The organism is Streptomyces sp. NBC_00669 (assembly GCF_036226785.1).
Taxonomy (GTDB): domain Bacteria; phylum Actinomycetota; class Actinomycetes; order Streptomycetales; family Streptomycetaceae; genus Actinacidiphila.
In genome coordinates, this window is the sequence record NZ_CP109018.1 from 3,879,772 (window position 1) to 3,897,500 (window position 17,729).

Consider the following 17,729-nt stretch of genomic DNA (forward strand, 5'->3'; position numbering starts at 1 on the left):
GTGCCCGGCTGCTGGTACGGCCGGACCGGCGGCGGTGCCGGCCGGGTTGGTTGTAGCGACGGCGGCGGGGTTCAAGATGTGCGCTCCCCCATAAGACCGGCCGCACCCTTGGCGAGCATCGCCACGGCGAGTTCGCGGCCAACGGCCCGCGCCTCGTCGTCCGACGCCGGTACGGGACCGGTGGTGGACATCTGCACCAGCGAGGTGCCGTCGGTGGTGCCGACGACGCCGCGCAGGCGCAGCTCGGTAAACTGCCCGTCGGCCACGAGGTCGGCCAGCGCGCCCACGGGGGCGGAGCAACCGGCCTCAAGGGCGGCGAGCAGGGATCGCTCGGCGGTCACGGCGGCCCGGGTGAACGGGTCGTCGAGTTCGGCGAGCTGTGCGGCCAACTCCTGGTTGGAGGCGGCGCACTCGACGGCCAGTGCCCCCTGTCCGGGAGCGGGCAGGCTGACGCTGGTGTCGATCAGCTCGCTCGCCTCGGCGAGCCTGCCGATACGGTTCAGCCCGGCGGCGGCCAGCACGACCGCGTCGAGCGTGCCTGAAGTAACGTACCCGATTCGGGTGTCAACGTTGCCACGGATCGGGACCGTCTCGATGTCCAGATCGTGTGACCGTGCCCACGCGTTGAGCTGCGCCATGCGGCGCGGCGAGCCGGTGCCGACCTTGGCGCCGGGCGGCAGCTCGGCGAAGGTGAGGCCGTCACGGGCCACCAGCGCGTCGCGGGGGTCCTCGCGGACCGGGATCGCGGCCAGGACCAGGTCGTCGGGCTCGGCGGTGGGCAGGTCCTTGAGGCTGTGCACGGCGAAGTCGATCCCGCCGGTGAGCAGCGCGTCGCGCAGCGCGGAGACGAACACCCCGGTGCCGCCGATGCGGGCCAGGCTCTCCTTGGAGACGTCGCCGTAGGTGGTGATCTCCACGAGCTCGACCGGCCGGCCGGTCAACTGCCGTACCTGGTCGGCGACCATGCCGGACTGCGCCATCGCGAGCTTGCTGCGGCGGGTGCCCAGCCGCAGCGGTCGCCCGCCGGAGGCGGAGTCGCGGTGGGGCGCGCGCACGTCAGCGGCCGGCGCGGGCCGGTCCGTTGCCGGGCCCGCCTCCGCGGTGGCGGCACCGGCGCCGATCGGTCCGGGGGCCGCGGCCGACGGCCGCACCGTTTCCGGTCCCGGCCCCGCAGGGTTACTCATTGCCCGCCTCGATTCGGTTCTGTGCCACCCGGGTCGGCGGCCGGGTGTCGGCCCGGCTGACGGCGGCGACCGCCTGCGGGTCGAGGTCGAAGAGTTCACGCAGCGCGTCGGCGTACCCGGCGCCGCCGGGCTCACCGGCAAGCTGCTTGACCCGCACGGTCGGAGCGTGCAGGAGTTTGTCCACCACACGGCGTACCGTCTGGGTGATCTCGGCGCGCTGCTTGTCGTCCAGATCGGGCAGCCTACCGTCGAGTCGGGAAAGTTCACCCGCCACGACGTCGGCCGCCATCGCGCGCAGCGCCACCACGGTGGGGGTGATCCGGGCCGCCCGCTGGGCCGCGCCGAAGGCGGCGACCTCCTGGGAGACGATCGCCCGCACCTGGTCCACGTCGGCGGCCATCGGGGCGTCGGCGGAGGCCGCGGCGAGCGACTCGATGTCCGCGAAGTGCAGGCCGTCGAGCTGGTGGGCGGCCGAGTCCACGTCCCGCGGCATCGCCAGGTCCAGTACGGCCAGCGGTCCTTCGCCGGTGCGGCGGGCGACGGCGGTCCGCAGGTCGTCCGCGGTCAGCACCAGGCCGGTGGCGCCGGTGCAGGACACCACGAGGTCGGCCTGCGCGACGGCGTCGGGCACGTCGGCGATGGTGAGTGCGCGGGTGCTCAGGCCGGGGTGCTGGTCGGCGAGCGCGCGGGCCAGCCGCTGGGCGCGTTCGACGGTGCGGTTGGCGATCGCCAACTCGCGGACGCCGGCCCGGGCGAGGGTCGCCGCGGCGAGCGAGGACATCGATCCGGCGCCGACCACCAGGGCGCTGCGGCCGTCGAGCGGGCCGGTGGCGGGGGCCAGTTGGGACAGTCCGAAGGTGACCAGGGACTGTCCGGCGCGGTCGATGCCGGTCTCGGAGTGGGCCCGCTTGCCGACTCGCAGCGCCTGCTGGAACAGATCGTTGAGCAGGCGCCCGGCGGTGTGCTGCTGCTGGCCGAGGGCGAGGGCGTCCTTGATCTGGCCGAGGATCTGGCCCTCGCCGACCACCATGGAGTCCAGCCCGCAGGCCACCGACAGCAGGTGGTGGACGGCCCGGTCCTCGTAGTGCACGTACAGGTGCGGGGTCAGCTCGTCCAGGCCGGCGGAGCTGTGCTGGGCGAGCAGCGTGGTCAGTTCGGCCACCCCGGCGTGGAACTTGTCGACATCGGCGTACAGCTCTATGCGGTTGCAGGTGGCCAGCACCGCGGCCTCGGTGGCCGGTTCGCAGGCCACCGTGTCCTGGAGCAGCTTGGCGCGCGCGCCCTCGGGCAGCGCGGCGCGCTCGAGGACGCTGACCGGCGCGGTGCGGTGGCTCAGCCCGACGACAAGGAGGCTCATGCGCGCCTCCCGCTGTGCTCGGGCCGGCCCGCGGCCGGGGCGCACCTTCCGAGGGTGCTCTCGCTGCGCTCGCTCATGCCGGCATCACGGCGGGTACGTCACCGTCCGGGTCCTGGCGTTCCTCACCGGCCTTGCGCTGCTCGTGGAAGGCGAGGATCTGCAGTTCGATGGAGAGGTCGACCTTGCGCACGTCGACCCCGTCGGGCACCGACAGCACGGTCGGGGCGAAGTTGAGGATCGAGGTGACGCCGGCCGCGACGAGGCGGTCGGTGACCTCCTGGGCGGCGCCGGCCGGGGTCGCGATCACCCCGATGGACACCTGGTTGTCCGCGACGATCGCCTCGAGTTCGTCGATGTGCCGCACCGGCAGGCCCGCGACCAGGCGCCCGGCCAGGCCCGCGTCGGCGTCCAGCAGCGCGGCGACCCGGAAGCCCCGGGAGGCGAACCCGCCGTAGTTGGCGAGCGCGGCGCCGAGGTTGCCGATACCGACGATGACGACCGGCCAGTCCTGGGTGAGGCCGAGTTCCCGGCTGATCTGGTAGACGAGGTACTCCACGTCGTATCCGACCCCGCGCGTCCCGTAGGAGCCGAGGTAGGAGAAGTCCTTGCGCAGCTTCGCGGAGTTGACTCCGGCGGCGGCGGCGAGTTCTTCCGAGGAGACGGTGGGCACGGAGCGCTCCGAGAGTGCTGTCAGTGCCCGCAGATACAGCGGAAGCCTGGCGACGGTGGCCTCGGGAATTCCTCGGCCGCGGGTCGCCGGTCGGTGTGTTCGGCCAGTTGCCACGGTGCTCCTGCGGGTAGAGCTGGGCTGAGGGCGACCACGGTCTTTGGGGACGCCCCGTGGACGCCAGGCTATGTCTTTGTGAACGCGTGCACAAAGATGGTGTCCGATTTGCCCGGCGGAAGTGATGGGCATCACGCATGCCCATGCCGGACATTCGGCACTGTTCGCCGTGCCGAATCGTTGCTGCGCCGAACCCACAGGCCGTCCGCCGCCGCCGGCAGGTCGGACGGCTCCGGCCACCGCAGCCCGGCCGCGGTCGCCAGCAGCTCGGACAGGCCGGGCAGTTGCGGGGCGTGGTGGGCCAGCAGCGCCGCCGTGGCGCGGGCGTCACCGAGCGCGGTGTGCGGACTCCAGTCGGTGAGCCCGATCGCGGCGGCGCGGGCCCGCAGCGACAGCCCGTACGGCGCGGGGCCGCCGCCGGCCGCCGCCGCGATCCGCATCGTGCACACCTCGGGCACCGCGGGCAGCCGCAGGCCCAGCCGCGCGTACTCCGCGACCAGAAAGGCCCGGTCACAGCCGACGTTGTGGCCGACCAGCACCCGGCCGCGCAGCAGCGCCAGCAGCCGGGCGGCGATCGCGGAGAACCGCGGCGCCCCGCTCAGGTGCTCCGGCTCGATGCCGTGGATGTGGGTGGGGCCGACCGGTCCCTGCGGGTCGATCAGCGTGGTGAACTCGCCCTGCGGCACCAGGTCCGGGTCCAGCAGCAGCACCGCCAACTCCACCACCCGGTGCCGGTGCGAGGACGAGCCGGTCGCCTCCAAGTCCACGACGGCATAGCCGTACGAACCCTGACTCCGGCCCGGAAGCACGTGCCCACACTCCTCACGCATCGCCCCCGGGTGTACAAAACGCCCCTGATGGTAATCGAATACGCGGCTCCGTAGGCAATCCGCTCAAAATGCCCAGAGGTTCGTGCACGGATTCACGTGTCCGAGCGCCGGGTCGGGCGGCCGGGGCCGTGCGCCAGGTGAGGTGAGCGCCGGGTCGGGCCAGGTCGGGTCAGGTGCGCGCGGGGTCGGGCTCAGCGCCCGCTCAGGCCAGCGCCGCGCGCAGCCGCCGCTCGTCGACCCGCCAGAAGGTGTGCTGCTCGCCGTCGACCAGCACCACCGGGATCTGCTCCCAGTAGCGGTCGTACAACTCCGCGTCCTGGGTGATGTCCTGCTCGGCCACGGCCGCGCCCGTCTCCGCGGCGACCTTCTCGATCACGGCTCGGGCGTCGTCGCACAAGTGGCAGCCGGGCTTGCCGATCAAGGTCACCGTCTTCGGGGTCGTCGTCATACCCGCCATTGTGTCCCGCGCCGTTCACGCGCCCGCATCCCGGCCGCAGCCGACCCGCCCCCCGATCTGGTTATGCTCGCGACATGGCCGCTCTCAAATGGCTCACCCCCCGTAAGCAGTCCGCCACCGAGCGGAGCGTGCTGGCAGGAGAGGCCGCCGCGGAGGCCGCGCTCGGCAGCGAGGCGCGGTCCGGCGACGCGGCGGCCGAAACCGAGGAGCCGCAGTTCCCGGTGGCGGGCGACCCGCGGGCCGCCGCCTTCTTCGACCTCGACAACACCGTGATGCAGGGCGCCGCGCTCTTCCACTTCGGCCGCGGGCTGTACAAGCGGAAGTTCTTCGACAAGCGCGACCTGCTCCGGTTCGCCTGGCAGCAGGCGTACTTCCGGCTGGCCGGCTCCGAGGACCCCGAGCACATGCAGGACGCCCGCGACAGCGCGCTGTCCATCGTCAAGGGGCACCGGGTCGAGGAGCTGATGAGCATCGGCGAGGAGATCTACGACGAGTACATGGCCGGCAAGATCTGGCCCGGCACCCGCGCGCTCGCCCAGGCCCACCTCGACGCCGGGCAGCGGGTCTGGCTGGTCACGGCCGCGCCCGTGGAGACCGCCACGATCATCGCCCGCCGGCTCGGCCTGACCGGGGCGCTGGGCACCGTCGCCGAGTCCGTCGACGGCGTCTACACCGGCCGGCTGGTCGGCGAACCCCTGCACGGCCCGGCCAAGGCCGAGGCGGTACGGGCGCTGGCGACGGCCGAGGACCTCGACCTGTCGCGGTGCGCGGCCTACAGCGACTCCACCAACGACATCCCGATGCTCTCGCTGGTCGGACACCCGTACGCGGTCAACCCCGACAGCGCGCTGCGCAAGCACGCGCGGGCCGAGGGATGGCGGCTGCGCGACTACCGCACGGGGCGCAAGGCCGCGAAGATCGGGATTCCCGCGGCCGCGGGCATGGGCGCGGTGACCGGTGGGGTGCTGGCGGCGGTGGCCGTGCGCCGGCGCTACCGCTGACGGCGAGCCCGCACCAACCGCACCAACCCGCGCCACCCGGCCCGCCCGGCCCGCCCGGCCCGCCCGGCCCGACCGCGGAGACCCGGACCCCGCTCCCGTACAGCCCGCCGCCGTTCGACCCGCCCTCGTTCGACCCGCCCCCTCACGGTCCGCCCGCGTACGCCCCGGCGCGGCCGACCGCGGCCACCCCGCATGGCTCGCTCCGTCGAACACGCGGCTCGCTTCGCCGACTTCGACACGAGCACAACACGCGCTTCACACGAGCGCTTCACGACTGCAAGTGGTCAACTCGGGTGCCCTGTTCGATAATTGGTCGATCACGATTCCGCACAGGAAGTGCCGGAAACGGCGAATTCCACAACTCGGTGTAGCGTCGCCTGTACGAAGCGTTATTCTCCTCAGACGCATTCCGGTACCCACACGTCGCCACGACGGGTGAACGGTCCCGTACTGCACGTGATGGAAGTTCTGCCTCTGGGAGTCCCGTGTACCCACACGACGGGGTTGTCACCTCCGGCCTGGCTGCGCTGCGCGCTCTGGTCTCCGACCAGTTGCCGCGTGTCCCCGCGTTCGCCGTGCCCGCCCTCGCCACGTCCGGTCCCACCGTCCCCGGCTCGGCTTACGCCCTGGCCGAAGTCAGCACCGCCGCAGGCAGACGCACCCGCAACAGCAGCCCGCAGCGCGGCCAGAGCGCCGCCGACAAGGGCGCCCACGCCCGCCGGCCCGCGTCGGACACCGACAGCGGCCGCATGATGGACCTGGTCGAAGCCGCGCAGAGCGGCGAGACCGAGGCCTTCGGGCGGCTCTACGACCACTACAGCGACACCGTCTACCGGTACATCTACTACCGGGTCGGCTCCAAGGCCACCGCCGAGGACCTGACCAGCGAGACCTTTCTGCGCGCCCTGCGCCGTATCGGCACCTTCACCTGGCAGGGCCGCGACTTCGGCGCGTGGCTGGTCACGATCGCCCGCAACCTGGTCGCCGACCACTTCAAGTCGAGCAGGTTCCGACTCGAAGTGACCACCGGCGAAATGCTGGACGCCAACGAGGTGGCCCGCAGCCCCGAGGAATCGGTCCTGGAACAGCTCTCCAACGAGGCGCTGCTCACCGCCGTCCGCAAGCTCAACCCGCAGCAGCAGGAGTGCATCACCCTGCGCTTCCTGCAGGGCCTGTCGGTGGCCGAGACCGCCCGGGTGATGGGGAAGAACGAGGGCGCCATCAAGACGCTCCAGTATCGCGCGGTGCGCACCCTGGCCCGCCTGCTGCCCGAAGACGCCAGATGAGCACCGCGTACGGTTCACCCTGCCCGATCATCAGACCTGCGTAACCCAACCGGACCGGCACTCGTTGCAACACATGCAGACACTTCCGCGCCGCACGCCGCTCACCGTTTTTCACCCGATCGGGTGGACGGCCTGGGAGAGGGCAACCTTCCAGACGGCGGGAGGAGTCGAGTGTGGAGACGAGAGGAGGTGCCGCCCGTGATCGGACAGGCAACGGCACACCGTCGGGCGAACGCCTTCGCCCAGGCGGTCGAGGACGCCGGGCTTGACGGCGGCCGCGAGGAGACCACCGGTGGGCACGGCGCCGGTACCGGTACGGACGGCGGTGCCGACGGCCACGGGTCCGGTGCCCGCGGTTCCGGCGCGGGTGCCGGTACGGGCAGCCATGGCGAGCACGGCGGCCACGGCGGCGCGCACAGCGCCGGCGGAGGGCACGGCTCCCATGCCGCCGACCGGCACGCCGACCCCGAGCAGGTCTCGATGGTCGCGCTCGCCGAGGTGCTCGGCCGGCGGCCCCGCCCCGCGATGGACCCCGAGCAGAAGACGGTGCAGCGCGCCCAGCTGATCGCCGCCATGGAGCAGGCCATCGCCGACGGCAGCTTCCGCGCCACCGTCCGGGTGCCCGAGCAACGCGGCGAGAGCCCCAGGCGAGCACCCGCGGCCGCGCTGCGCAAGCTCGCTCCGCGCTCCCGGCTGTCACGCCGGATCGCGGTCGGCGGGCTCACCATGGGAGTCGCCGCCGGTGCCTTCGGCGGCGTCGCGGCGGCGAGCACCAACGCCCTGCCCGGTGACAGCCTCTACGGCCTCAAGCGCAGCATGGAGGACATCAAGCTGGACATGGCGGGCAGCGACTCCTCCCGGGGCAAGGTCTACCTCGACATGGCGTCCACCCGCATGCAGGAGGCCCGCCGGCTGATGGACCGCGGGCGCGGCGGCCAGCTCGACAGCGAGTCGGTCGGCGAGGTGCGCAAGGCGCTCTCCGGGATGCACCAGGAGGTGTCCGAGGGGCACCGCCTGCTCACCGCGGCCTACCAGAAGGACGGCTCGCTCCAGCCGATGGAGCTGCTGAACACCTTCGCGGAGAGCCACCGGCAGGGCTGGGCCGACCTGAGCGGCAAGCTGCCCAGCCAGCTCACCGACGTCTCCGACCAGGTGACCTCGCTCTTCGACGCCATAGACGCAGAGGTCGCGCCGCTGTCCCTGCCGCAGAAGGACCGCCCCGGCACACCCGCCACCCACGGCGCGGACGGCTCCGGGACCGGTCACGACGGCGGCATCCCCGGCAGCGGTCCCTCGGGCAGCCCGTCGGCGACGACCACGACGAAGGGCACGGCCGGCGAGGACAGCGGGCAGAGCCCCAGCCCCTCGCCCTCCGACAGTGCTCCCGACGGTCTCATCGGCGGCTCCGGCAAGCTGCTCGACACGCAGCCCACCCTCCCCGGCATCCCCGGGGCGACCCCGACGGAGACCCCCAGCTCGCCGCACCACTCCGTCGAGCTGCCCCCGCTGCTCCCCGGTCTCCTCCCCGGTCTCGGCCTGACCAGCAGCGACGACCAGGGCTGACGGCACGCATCACGGTACGCGTCGGGGGCGGACGGTCCACCCGGACCACCCGCCCCCGACGCGTACCCGCCCCCGATCTCCGCAAGACGGCGCTCAGAAGAACACCGACCGCCGCTCCACCAGCAGCTCGTACAGCGTGTGCTGGATGGTCTCGCGGACCTGGTCGGTCAGGTTGAAGACGAGCATCGGGTCGTCCGCGGCCTCCGGCGGATACGACTCCGTGGGGATCGGCTCGCCGAACTGGATCGTCCACTTGGTCGGCAGCGGAACCAGGCCGAGCGGGCCGAGCCAGGGGAAGGTCGGCGTGAGCGGGAAGTACGGGACGCCGAGGACGCGGGAGAGCGTGCGGGAGTTGCCCACCATCGGGTAGATCTCCTCCGCGCCCACCACCGAGCACGGCACGATCGGCACCTTCGTCTTCAGGGCCGTCGCCACGAACCCGCCCCGCCCGAACCGCTGGAGCTTGTACCGCTCGGAGAAGGGCTTCCCCAGGCCCTTGAAGCCCTCGGGCATCACCCCGACCACCTCGCCCCGCTCCAGCAGCAGTTGCGCGTCCTCCGAGCAGGCCAGGGTGTGCCCGGCCTTGCGCGCCAGCTCGTTGATGACCGGCAGCACGAACACCAGGTCCGCGGCCAGCAGCCGCAGGTGCCGCCCGGCCGGGTGGTGGTCGTGCACGGCGACCTGGGTCATCAGCGCGTCGAACGGCAGCGTCCCGGAGTGGTTCGACACCACCAGGGCGCCGCCCTCCACGGGGATGTTCTCGATGCCCTTGACCTCGACCCTGAAGTACCCCTCGTACAGCGGGCGCAGCAGCGACAGCAGCACCTGGTCGGTGAGGTCGGCGTCGAAACCGAACTCGTCGACGTCGTAGTCCCCGGTCACCCGCCGGCGCAGGAACGACAGCCCGGCCGCGACCTTCCGCTCCCACGGCCCGCCGAGCAGCCGGTCGGCGACCGCGCCGAGCGCCGCGGCCAGCGGTGCGCCCTGATCGGACCCCGGGCCTCCGGAGTCGCCGGCACCGCTCGTGCCGGCCGCCGGCCCCTCGGCCGCGGTGCCGCCGTGCGGGCCCTCCCCCGGCCCTGCCGGCTCCGACCCGTCCGCCTGCGCCGGAATCCCCGGGCCCTCCTCCGGTACGGCCGCCAGCGGCGCCTGGGCGCCTCCCTCGGCCGTCTGGCCCGCCCCCGGCGGGCCCGCCTTGCGCTCCCGGCTCCGCGACCGCCGCGCCCCGGCTCCTGCGCCACCACTGCCGCCACCACTGCCGCGGCGACGGGCGTCATCCCCGAACGGAATGACCTTCGCGTCCGTCATGGCTGCCGCTCCTTCTGCCGCTCCGGCCCCCGCATCGATCCCACGCCGTCCACCGCCGTCACCGCATCCGCCGCCGCCACGTCCACCGTCATCGCGCCGGCTCCGTACGCCGCACCCTGGCCGCCACCTCGTCGACCGCGGCCGCCACCCGTGCGGGCGGCAGCAGGCCGGGCTGCCGGGTGCGGGCGAAGTCGTGGAACGTTTCCGCAGTGGTGAACGCGGCGTGGAAGCCCAGCGTCTCCCGCATCTGCCGGGTGTCGACCACCCGGCCGTGGGTGAGCAGTCGGATCTGCTCGCTGGAGAAGTCCGTCACGCCCGCGGTCCGCAGCATCCGGCCCACCCACGTCACCGCGGGCAGCAGCACCGGCACGGTCGGACGGCCCAGCCGCCGCGCGGTCTGCGACAGCAGCAGCACCCCGTCGCCCGCGATGTTGAACGTGCCGCTGTTGAGCGTCCCGCGCCGCGCCTCCGTGGCCGCGACCACCAGCACCTCGTTGACGTCGTCCTCGTGCACGAACTGCAACCTGGGGTCGTACCCGAACACGGTGGGCAGCACCGGCAGGTCGAAGAACTCCGCGAGCGGGGTGTCCGCCCGCGGGCCGAGGATGTTCGCGAACCGCAGCACCGCCACCGCCACGTCGGGCCGACGCCGGGCGAAGCCGCGGACGTACCCCTCGACCTCGACCGCGTCCTTCGCGAAGCCGCCGCTGGGCAGCGACTTGACCGGGGTGGTCTCGCTGAACACCGCCGGGTCGCGCGGCGCGGAACCGTAGACGCTCGTGGTGGACTTCACCACCAGCCGCCGGACGGTCGGCGCCTTCTGGCACGCGCCCAGCAGCTGCATCGTGCCGATGACGTTGGTCTCCTTGGCCTGGGTGCGGCCGCCGGAGCCCAGCGGGGTGCCGCTGACGTCCAGGTGCACCACGGTGTCCACGGAGTGCCGCGCCAGCACCTTGCCGATCATCGGCTGCCGGATGTCGGCCCGCACGAACTGCGCGTCCCCCAGGTCGTGCTCCGGCGGCACCGCGTCGACCGCGACCACCCGGTCGACCTCGGGCTCACGCTGCACACGCCGGACGAACCGCCCGCTGAGCTGCCGCGCGACTCCGGTGACGAGCACCACCTTGCCCACGTTCAGCGCCTTCCTCGGGGAATGCTGTCACCGTACCCCGCCGCTGTTGCGCGACGGTGACGAAACGCCCCCGCGCCCCGACCGGCCCCCGTACATGCCACTGCCCCCTTCGACCACCCTGAATCAGGCGGAGGAAGGGGGCAGGAGAGCGGCAAAAAGCTCGCTTACTTCTTGTTACGGCGCTGAACACGCGTCCGCTTCAGAAGCTTGCGGTGCTTCTTCTTCGCCATACGCTTACGCCGCTTCTTGATGACAGAGCCCACGACAACCCTCGCTTCGGTTTCACTCGGTGCGGGGCGTCCGAGCCCACACGACCTACGTCGGCCAAGCCTACCCGCCCCGAGCGGACGAACGTAACCGAGGCCCACGCGGTCCGTCACCGGCCCGTTACCGGGCCGCCTCGGGCAGCTCAGGCAGACTCCACCCCCACATAGGATTCCCGCAGGTACTCGTGCACGGCCTGCTCCGGAACCCGGAAGGACCGACCCACGCGAATCGCCGGCAGATGACCGCTGTGCACCAGCCGGTACACGGTCATCTTCGACACCCTCATTACCGCCGCGACTTCGGCGACGGTGAGGAACACGACCTCGTTGAGAGGCCGACTTTCAGTTACAGCCATGACACACCTGAACCTTCCGCACATGACGGCCACCGGCTTCCCCTCCGGCGACTCCAAACAGGCATGTGCGCTCCCCCTCAGATTAGGGGCGGATGATGCGAGTGGGGAAGAGGAGTTGCGAAGGGTTGACTACTGTGCGAGCCACGCACTCTTCAACACGTAGCGGGTGACCGGCCGGTAGTAGTCCGAGCGAGCGGTGTCGTCGAGTGGTACGGCCACCGACACCCTGCCCTCCGCTTCCGCGACGAAAACCGCGGGGTCGTCGCAGTCCCCCAGGCCGATCGCCTCGATGCCCAACTGCCCTGCCCCGCAGACGAATCCATGGTCTCCGACCACCAGTTTCGGCAATATCCCGGCCTGTTCGGCAGCCGCTGCGAGCGCCGCCCGGACCGGCAGCGGCGAGTGCGTGTGCGCCCCGCGCTCCGCCCCCTCCGAACGCACCAGAGCCACCCCTCCGACGTAGCCGAGGCGGTGTGCGCGTACGCCGAAGTGTGTGGACATACGCATGCAGCGAGCGTAGGGCGGGGTGAGTACTTGGCACCCGGCCGCCGACAGAGCGGCGGCCAAAGTTGCGTAGAAACCAAGGAGGCGATGTGGATGTCCTGTGCCCAACAGGACGGGTACGCGGTCGTGCGCCGCCCGTGCCAGGCGTTCCGCGAAGGCGTCCAGCGCCGCCACCGTGCGGTCCGGATCGATCGCGTCCGGCCCCGACGTCTGCCCCGGATCGGCCGACACCCCGCACCGGTCGGCCATCAACCGCAGCAACTCCGCCCGCCCCCACTCGCCGTCGGGTTCCAGCCCGCAGGTCAGCCGAGGATCACGCGCCGCGAACAGCCCGTAGTTCACCAGGCTCTGCTCCCGCGCGGTGCCCACCCGGCCCGCGAGCCCCACCGCCACCAGATGTGCGCGCAGCGCACCCACACTCACCACCCGGCCGATCCTGCCCACGTCGTGCGCCCGGCGCATGACGAACCCTCCGAAATCACTCCCACGGGTGGGGCGCCGGGTCCGGCACCGGGCCGCGACCGCGGCTACGGCAGCAGCCCGTGCAGCGGGAAGACCGCCCGCCGCGTCGCCAGCACCGCCTGGTCCAGCCGCGACGCCGGGTCGTACCCGCCGTCGTCGAACTCCGTCCAGCGCGCCGCCGCCCCGTCCGTCATCCGCGCCGACACCGACGTCCGGGTCAGCGCGTACGCCTGCTCCTGCCACTCCTGCGGCACGAGCGTCTGCGGCGCGACCGGCGTCCCCGCCGCGATCGCCACCAGATGCGTCCACGCCCGCGGCACCACGTCCGCCACGGCGTAACCGCCGCCGCCCAGCGCCAACCAGCGCCCCTGCGCGTGCTCGTGCGCCAGCCGGTGGCACGCCTCCGCGACCACCCGCTGCGCGTCCAGCGACACCGCGAGATGCGCCAGCGGGTCCTCCACGTGGGTGTCCACGCCGTGCTGCGACACCAGCACCTGCGGCCGGAACGCCGCCACCAACTCCGGCACCACCGCGTGGAACGCCCGCAGCCAGCCCGCGTCCCCGGTCCCGGCCGGCAGCGCCACGTTCACCGCGCCGCCCTCCGCCGCCCCGCCGGTCTCCTCCGGCCACCCGCTGGCAAACGGGAAGAGCGTGCGCGGCGTCTCGTGCAACGAGATCGTCAGCACCCGCGGATCGTCCCAGAACACCGTCTGCACGCCATCCCCGTGATGTACGTCCGTGTCCACGTACACCACCCGCTCCGCGCCCAACTCCAGCAGCCGCGCCACCGCGAGCGCCGCGTCGTTGTAGACGCAGAAGCCCGCCGCCTGGCCCGGCATCGCGTGGTGCAGCCCGCCGGCGAAGTTCACCGCGTGCTCGACCTCGCCCCGCCACACCGCCTCGGCCGCACCCACCGACTGCCCCGCGATCAGCGCGGACGCGTCGTGCATCGCGGCGAACGCCGGGTTGTCGACGCTGCCGATCCCGTACCCCGCCTCCGCGCCGGCCTGCGCGGCCCGCGGGTCCGCCGAGGCCCGGCGCACGGCCGCCACGTAGTCCGCCCGGTGCACCAGTTCCAACGTCGAGTCCCCGGCCGGCGGCGCCGCCACCACCTTCAACCCCGCGTCCAGGCCGAACGCCCGCACCAGGGCCCAGGTCAGCTTGAGCCGCACGGGGTCCATCGGGTGCCCGGCCCCGAAGTCGTACGCCGTCTCCTGGTCATCCCACATCAACTGTGCGCGGCCGCTCATGGCCGACACCGTACCCGGCGGGCCCGGCCGCGAATGACCGCGCGTACACCAGCGTCGCCGCCACCAGCACCATCGGTACGACCATGGCGCCGCGGTAGCTCCACGCGTCGCCGAGCGCGCCCACCAGCGGCGACCCGACCAGGAACCCGACGTAGTTGAAGATGTTCAGCCGTGCGATCGCCGTGTCCGACGCGTCGGGGAACATCCGCCCGGCCGCGGCGAAGGTCTGCGGCACGACCACGCACAACCCGAGCCCGAGCAGCATGAAGCCGAGCATGCCCACCCAGGGCCCCGGCGCCACCGCCACCACCGCGAACCCGGCCACCGCCCCCACGGTGCCCAGCCGCACCACCGCGACCGCCCCGAACCGCCGCACCCCGAGGTCACCGACCGACCGCCCGATCAGCGTCGTCACCATGTACACCGCGTACGGCACCGTGGAGAGCTGGTCCGAACTGTGCAGGGTGTCCTGCAAGTACTTCGCGCTCCAGTTGGAGACCGTCGAGTCGCCGATGTACGCGAACGCCATCACCAGGCACAGCGGCAGCAGCATCCGCATGGCGACCTGCTGGACGGCCCGGGGCACGGCCGGGTACGCGCCGGCCGGGTCGGACGCGGCGGACACCCCGGACCCCCCGGACACCCCGGACGCGGCGGGAAGGCCCGCGGTCGCCGACGCGGGCGGCTCGGGGCCGTACGGCATCGCCAGGCCCTCACCGGCCGCGCCACGGGCACCGTCGGGCGCCTGGGCGCCCTGGGCACCGGAGGCGGCGGCCACGGCCGCGTCGTCGGGCTGCTGGTCGCGGTACCAGCGGCTCGCGGTCAGTGCCAGCGGGATCAGCACCAGCGCCGCGGGCGCGTACAGCGAGAACAGCGCGAAGTGCCAGTGCGCGCCCGACCAGGCCAGTGACGCCCCCACGATGCCGCCCAGGCTGTAGGCGGCGTGGAAACCCAGCATGATGCTCTGCCCCCAGGCCCGTTGGAGGCTCACGCCCAGCATGTTCATGGACGCGTCGAGCCCGCCGACGCACACCCCGAACAGCGCCAACGTCACCGCCGCCACCCATAGCCGGTCCCCGGCACCCAGGCCGGCCAGCACCAGCCCCACCGTCGGCTGCACCCAGCGCAGCACCACGCTCGGCCGTACCCGCTTCACCAGCTGCTCGGTCAGCACGCTCCCGATGCCGGCCAGGATCGGCACGGCCGCCAGGAACACCGGCAGCAGTCCGTCGCTGATCCCGTAGCGGTCCTGGATCGCGGGGATACGGGTCACGAGCAACGCGAACAGCACGCCCTGCGCGAAGAAGCTGACCGCGAGGGCGGCTCGGCCTTGCCGCAGGGCCTGCGGGCGAGCGACATCCATAAGCGAGCAGGCTAAGCGCGAAAGCTACGGATGAGTAGGGGCCGGGGAAACGATTCCTCGCCGAGTGCGGTGCGGACCGTCACGCCTGCCGCCGCACGTGCCGCCGGAACGGTCAGCAGGACAGCAGTCCGGGGAGCTCCGCCATGGTGTGGAAGAGCGCCGTCGCCCCCACGAGCTTCTCGGCCGGCGTCATCGCGGTGTACCCGTACACGTCCATCCCGGCCGCGAGCGCCGCCGCCACACCCAGCCGGCTGTCCTCCACCACGGCACACCGGTCGGGGGCGACCCCCATCTCACGTGCGGCGTGCAGGAACAGGTCGGGCGCCGGCTTGCCACGCCCCACGTCCTGCGCGGAGAAGATCCGCTCCTCCCCGAACCGTGCGTACAGCCCGGTCTTCCGCAGGGCGACCCGAATCCGTTCATGCCCCCCGGACGACGCCAGGCAGTACGGCACCCCTTCCGCCGCCAGCTTCTCCAGGACGACCGCCACGCCGTCCACCGGCTCCAGCTCCCGCTCGAACGCGGCGAAGACCTGCGCGTGATAGGCCGCGTCGAAGTCGGCGGGCAACTCCGCACCCGACCGCTCGCGCACCACATCGTGGATACGGTGCGGTGCCGCTCCCATGAAGTCGCGGAGGGAGTCCTCGTAGGTGGTGGGGTGTCCGGCCGCGGTGAGGCAGTCCGCGAGAATGCGGTTGGAGATCGGCTCGCTGTCCACCAGGACGCCGTCGTTGTCGAAGATCACCAGGTCGTACTGCACGGGCTCACCGTACAGGGGTGCTGAACGCAAAAAAGCTCGGGTCCCCCGAATTAATCGGGGGACCCGAGCTGAAAAATTGTTCGGCGGTGTCCTACTCTCCCACAGGGTCCCCCCTGCAGTACCATCGGCGCTGAAAGGCTTAGCTTCCGGGTTCGGAATGTAACCGGGCGTTTCCCTAACGCTATGACCACCGAAACACTATGAAACTGTCCCACACACCACACACCAACCCAGCCCCATAAAAGAACCGGGCTAGGAGTGTGTGGTTGCTGGTTGTTTCAGAACTACACAGTGGACGCGAGCACACATGGACAAGCCCTCGGCCTATTAGTACCGGTCAGCTCCACCCCTCACGAGGCTTCCACATCCGGCCTATCAACCCAGTCGTCTACTGGGAGCCTTACCCCATCAAGTGGGTGGGAGCCCTCATCTCGAAGCAGGCTTCCCGCTTAGATGCTTTCAGCGGTTATCCCTCCCGAACGTAGCCAACCAGCCATGCCCTTGGCAGGACAACTGGCACACCAGAGGTTCGTCCGTCCCGGTCCTCTCGTACTAGGGACAGCCCTTCTCAAGACTCCAACGCGCGCAGCGGATAGGGACCGAACTGTCTCACGACGTTCTAAACCCAGCTCGCGTACCGCTTTAATGGGCGAACAGCCCAACCCTTGGGACCGACTCCAGCCCCAGGATGCGACGAGCCGACATCGAGGTGCCAAACCATCCCGTCGATATGGACTCTTGGGGAAGATCAGCCTGTTATCCCCGGGGTACCTTTTATCCGTTGAGCGACGGCGCTTCCACAAGCCACCGCCGGATCACTAGTCCCTACTTTCGTACCTGCTCGACCCGTCAGTCTCACAGTCAAGCTCCCTTGTGCACTTACACTCAACACCTGATTGCCAACCAGGCTGAGGGAACCTTTGGGCGCCTCCGTTACCCTTTAGGAGGCAACCGCCCCAGTTAAACTACCCACCAGACACTGTCCCTGATCCGGATCACGGACCGAGGTTAGACATCCAGCACGACCAGAGTGGTATTTCAACGACGACTCCACCACGGCTGGCGCCGCGATATCAAAGTCTCCCACCTATCCTACACAAGCCGAACCGAACACCAATATCAAGCTATAGTAAAGGTCCCGGGGTCTTTCCGTCCTGCTGCGCGAAACGAGCATCTTTACTCGTAGTGCAATTTCACCGGGCCTATGGTTGAGACAGTCGAGAAGTCGTTACGCCATTCGTGCAGGTCGGAACTTACCCGACAAGGAATTTCGCTACCTTAGGATGGTTATAGTTACCACCGCCGTTTACTGGCGCTTAAGTTCTCAGCTTCGCCCTGTCGAAACAGGACTAACCGGTCCCCTTAACGTTCCAGCACCGGGCAGGCGTCAGTCCGTATACATCGCCTTACGGCTTCGCACGGACCTGTGTTTTTAGTAAACAGTCGCTTCTCGCTGGTCTCTGCGGCCACCCCCAGCTCACACCGTAAAGATGATCACCGGAAGTGGCCCCCCTTCTCCCGAAGTTACGGGGGCATTTTGCCGAGTTCCTTAACCATAGTTCACCCGAACGCCTCGGTATTCTCTACCTGACCACCTGAGTCGGTTTAGGGTACGGGCCGCCATGAAACTCGCTAGAGGCTTTTCTCGACAGCATAGGATCATCCACTTCACCACAATCGGCTCGGCATCAGGTCTCAGACTTCATGTGTGACGGATTTACCTACCACACGTCCTACACCCTTACCCCGGGACAACCACTGCCCGGGCTGGACTACCTTCCTGCGTCACCCCATCGCTTACCTACTACAAGTCCGGTTCAGCGGCTCCACCACTCCCCCTCACTCCGAAGAGATCAGAGGCGGCTT

General features: G+C 70.9%; 16 protein-coding genes and 2 rRNA genes (1 of these 18 running past the window's edge). 3 read left to right on the forward strand and 15 right to left on the reverse strand.

The window, feature by feature from the left end; all coding sequences use genetic code 11:
• Nucleotides 1–71 precede the first annotated feature (71 nt).
• The 5 genes from hemC to OG896_RS15970 form a co-directional block, all read right to left on the reverse strand.
• Nucleotides 72–1,184 carry a hydroxymethylbilane synthase gene (hemC, locus tag OG896_RS15950; RefSeq protein WP_329366045.1) on the reverse strand — a complete coding sequence of 371 codons (1,113 nt, stop codon included), beginning with the start codon at nt 1,182–1,184 and terminating at the stop codon, nt 72–74.
• The gene (locus OG896_RS15955) at nt 1,177–2,541 is read right to left on the reverse strand and encodes a glutamyl-tRNA reductase (protein WP_329366047.1); all 1,365 of its coding nucleotides are present in this window, start codon (nt 2,539–2,541) and stop codon (nt 1,177–1,179) included. The genes hemC and OG896_RS15955 overlap by 8 nt, the downstream gene beginning before the upstream one ends.
• A gap of 73 nt (nt 2,542–2,614) precedes the next feature.
• Nucleotides 2,615–3,325 (reverse strand): redox-sensing transcriptional repressor Rex, encoded by a 711-nt coding sequence (locus OG896_RS15960; protein WP_103887072.1) that lies wholly within the window; start codon nt 3,323–3,325, stop codon nt 2,615–2,617.
• A gap of 131 nt (nt 3,326–3,456) precedes the next feature.
• Entirely contained in the window at nt 3,457–4,134 is a 678-nt protein-coding gene (locus OG896_RS15965) for a 3'-5' exonuclease (protein ID WP_329366050.1), read from the reverse strand.
• A 223-nt stretch (nt 4,135–4,357) separates the two neighbouring features.
• Nucleotides 4,358–4,603, reverse strand: a complete 246-nt coding sequence (locus OG896_RS15970; RefSeq protein WP_329366053.1) for a glutaredoxin family protein — start codon at nt 4,601–4,603, stop codon at nt 4,358–4,360.
• An 83-nt stretch (nt 4,604–4,686) separates the two neighbouring features.
• Here OG896_RS15970 and OG896_RS15975 point away from each other — a divergent pair, with 83 nt between their 5' ends.
• The 3 genes from OG896_RS15975 to OG896_RS15985 all read left to right on the forward strand — a co-directional run bounded on the left by OG896_RS15975 (nt 4,687) and on the right by OG896_RS15985 (nt 8,462).
• Nucleotides 4,687–5,613, forward strand: a complete 927-nt coding sequence (locus OG896_RS15975; RefSeq protein WP_329366055.1) for an HAD family hydrolase — start codon at nt 4,687–4,689, stop codon at nt 5,611–5,613.
• 485 nt (nt 5,614–6,098) lie between these two features.
• Nucleotides 6,099–6,899 carry an ECF subfamily RNA polymerase sigma factor, BldN family gene (locus OG896_RS15980; protein WP_328467712.1) on the forward strand — a complete coding sequence of 267 codons (801 nt, stop codon included), beginning with the start codon at nt 6,099–6,101 and terminating at the stop codon, nt 6,897–6,899.
• Between the two features lie 198 nt (nt 6,900–7,097).
• Complete coding sequence (locus OG896_RS15985; protein ID WP_329366062.1) at nt 7,098–8,462, forward strand: DUF5667 domain-containing protein; 1,365 nt, start codon at nt 7,098–7,100, stop codon at nt 8,460–8,462.
• Nucleotides 8,463–8,555: 93 nt separating this feature from the next.
• Here OG896_RS15985 and OG896_RS15990 read toward each other — a convergent pair whose 3' ends face one another.
• From OG896_RS15990 to OG896_RS16035, 10 genes are all read right to left on the reverse strand, one after another.
• On the reverse strand, nt 8,556–9,770 hold the full coding sequence (locus tag OG896_RS15990; protein ID WP_329366064.1) for a lysophospholipid acyltransferase family protein: 1,215 nt from the start codon (nt 9,768–9,770) through the stop codon (nt 8,556–8,558).
• An 88-nt stretch (nt 9,771–9,858) separates the two neighbouring features.
• Nucleotides 9,859–10,902, reverse strand: a complete 1,044-nt coding sequence (locus OG896_RS15995) for an NAD-dependent epimerase/dehydratase family protein (protein WP_329366066.1) — start codon at nt 10,900–10,902, stop codon at nt 9,859–9,861.
• A gap of 164 nt (nt 10,903–11,066) precedes the next feature.
• Nucleotides 11,067–11,282, reverse strand: coding sequence for a 30S ribosomal protein bS22 (locus tag OG896_RS40410; protein ID WP_443057055.1), 216 nt, complete (start codon nt 11,280–11,282; stop codon nt 11,067–11,069).
• 29 nt (nt 11,283–11,311) lie between these two features.
• On the reverse strand, nt 11,312–11,524 hold the full coding sequence (locus OG896_RS16005; RefSeq protein ID WP_202235362.1) for a helix-turn-helix domain-containing protein: 213 nt from the start codon (nt 11,522–11,524) through the stop codon (nt 11,312–11,314).
• A 129-nt stretch (nt 11,525–11,653) separates the two neighbouring features.
• Complete coding sequence (locus OG896_RS16010; protein ID WP_329374046.1) at nt 11,654–12,454, reverse strand: phosphatase; 801 nt, start codon at nt 12,452–12,454, stop codon at nt 11,654–11,656.
• Nucleotides 12,455–12,555: 101 nt separating this feature from the next.
• On the reverse strand, nt 12,556–13,740 hold the full coding sequence (locus OG896_RS16015) for an acetoin utilization protein AcuC (protein WP_329366068.1): 1,185 nt from the start codon (nt 13,738–13,740) through the stop codon (nt 12,556–12,558).
• Entirely contained in the window at nt 13,709–15,103 is a 1,395-nt protein-coding gene (locus tag OG896_RS16020) for an MFS transporter (protein ID WP_329366070.1), read from the reverse strand. Before OG896_RS16020 ends, OG896_RS16015 begins: the two co-directional genes overlap by 32 nt.
• A 112-nt stretch (nt 15,104–15,215) precedes the next feature.
• Entirely contained in the window at nt 15,216–15,863 is a 648-nt protein-coding gene (locus OG896_RS16025; protein WP_329366072.1) for an HAD family hydrolase, read from the reverse strand.
• 78 nt (nt 15,864–15,941) lie between these two features.
• Nucleotides 15,942–16,058 (reverse strand): 5S ribosomal RNA (gene rrf / locus OG896_RS16030).
• Nucleotides 16,059–16,170: 112 nt separating this feature from the next.
• Nucleotides 16,171–17,729 (reverse strand): 23S ribosomal RNA (locus OG896_RS16035) (it continues 1,566 nt past the right edge of the window).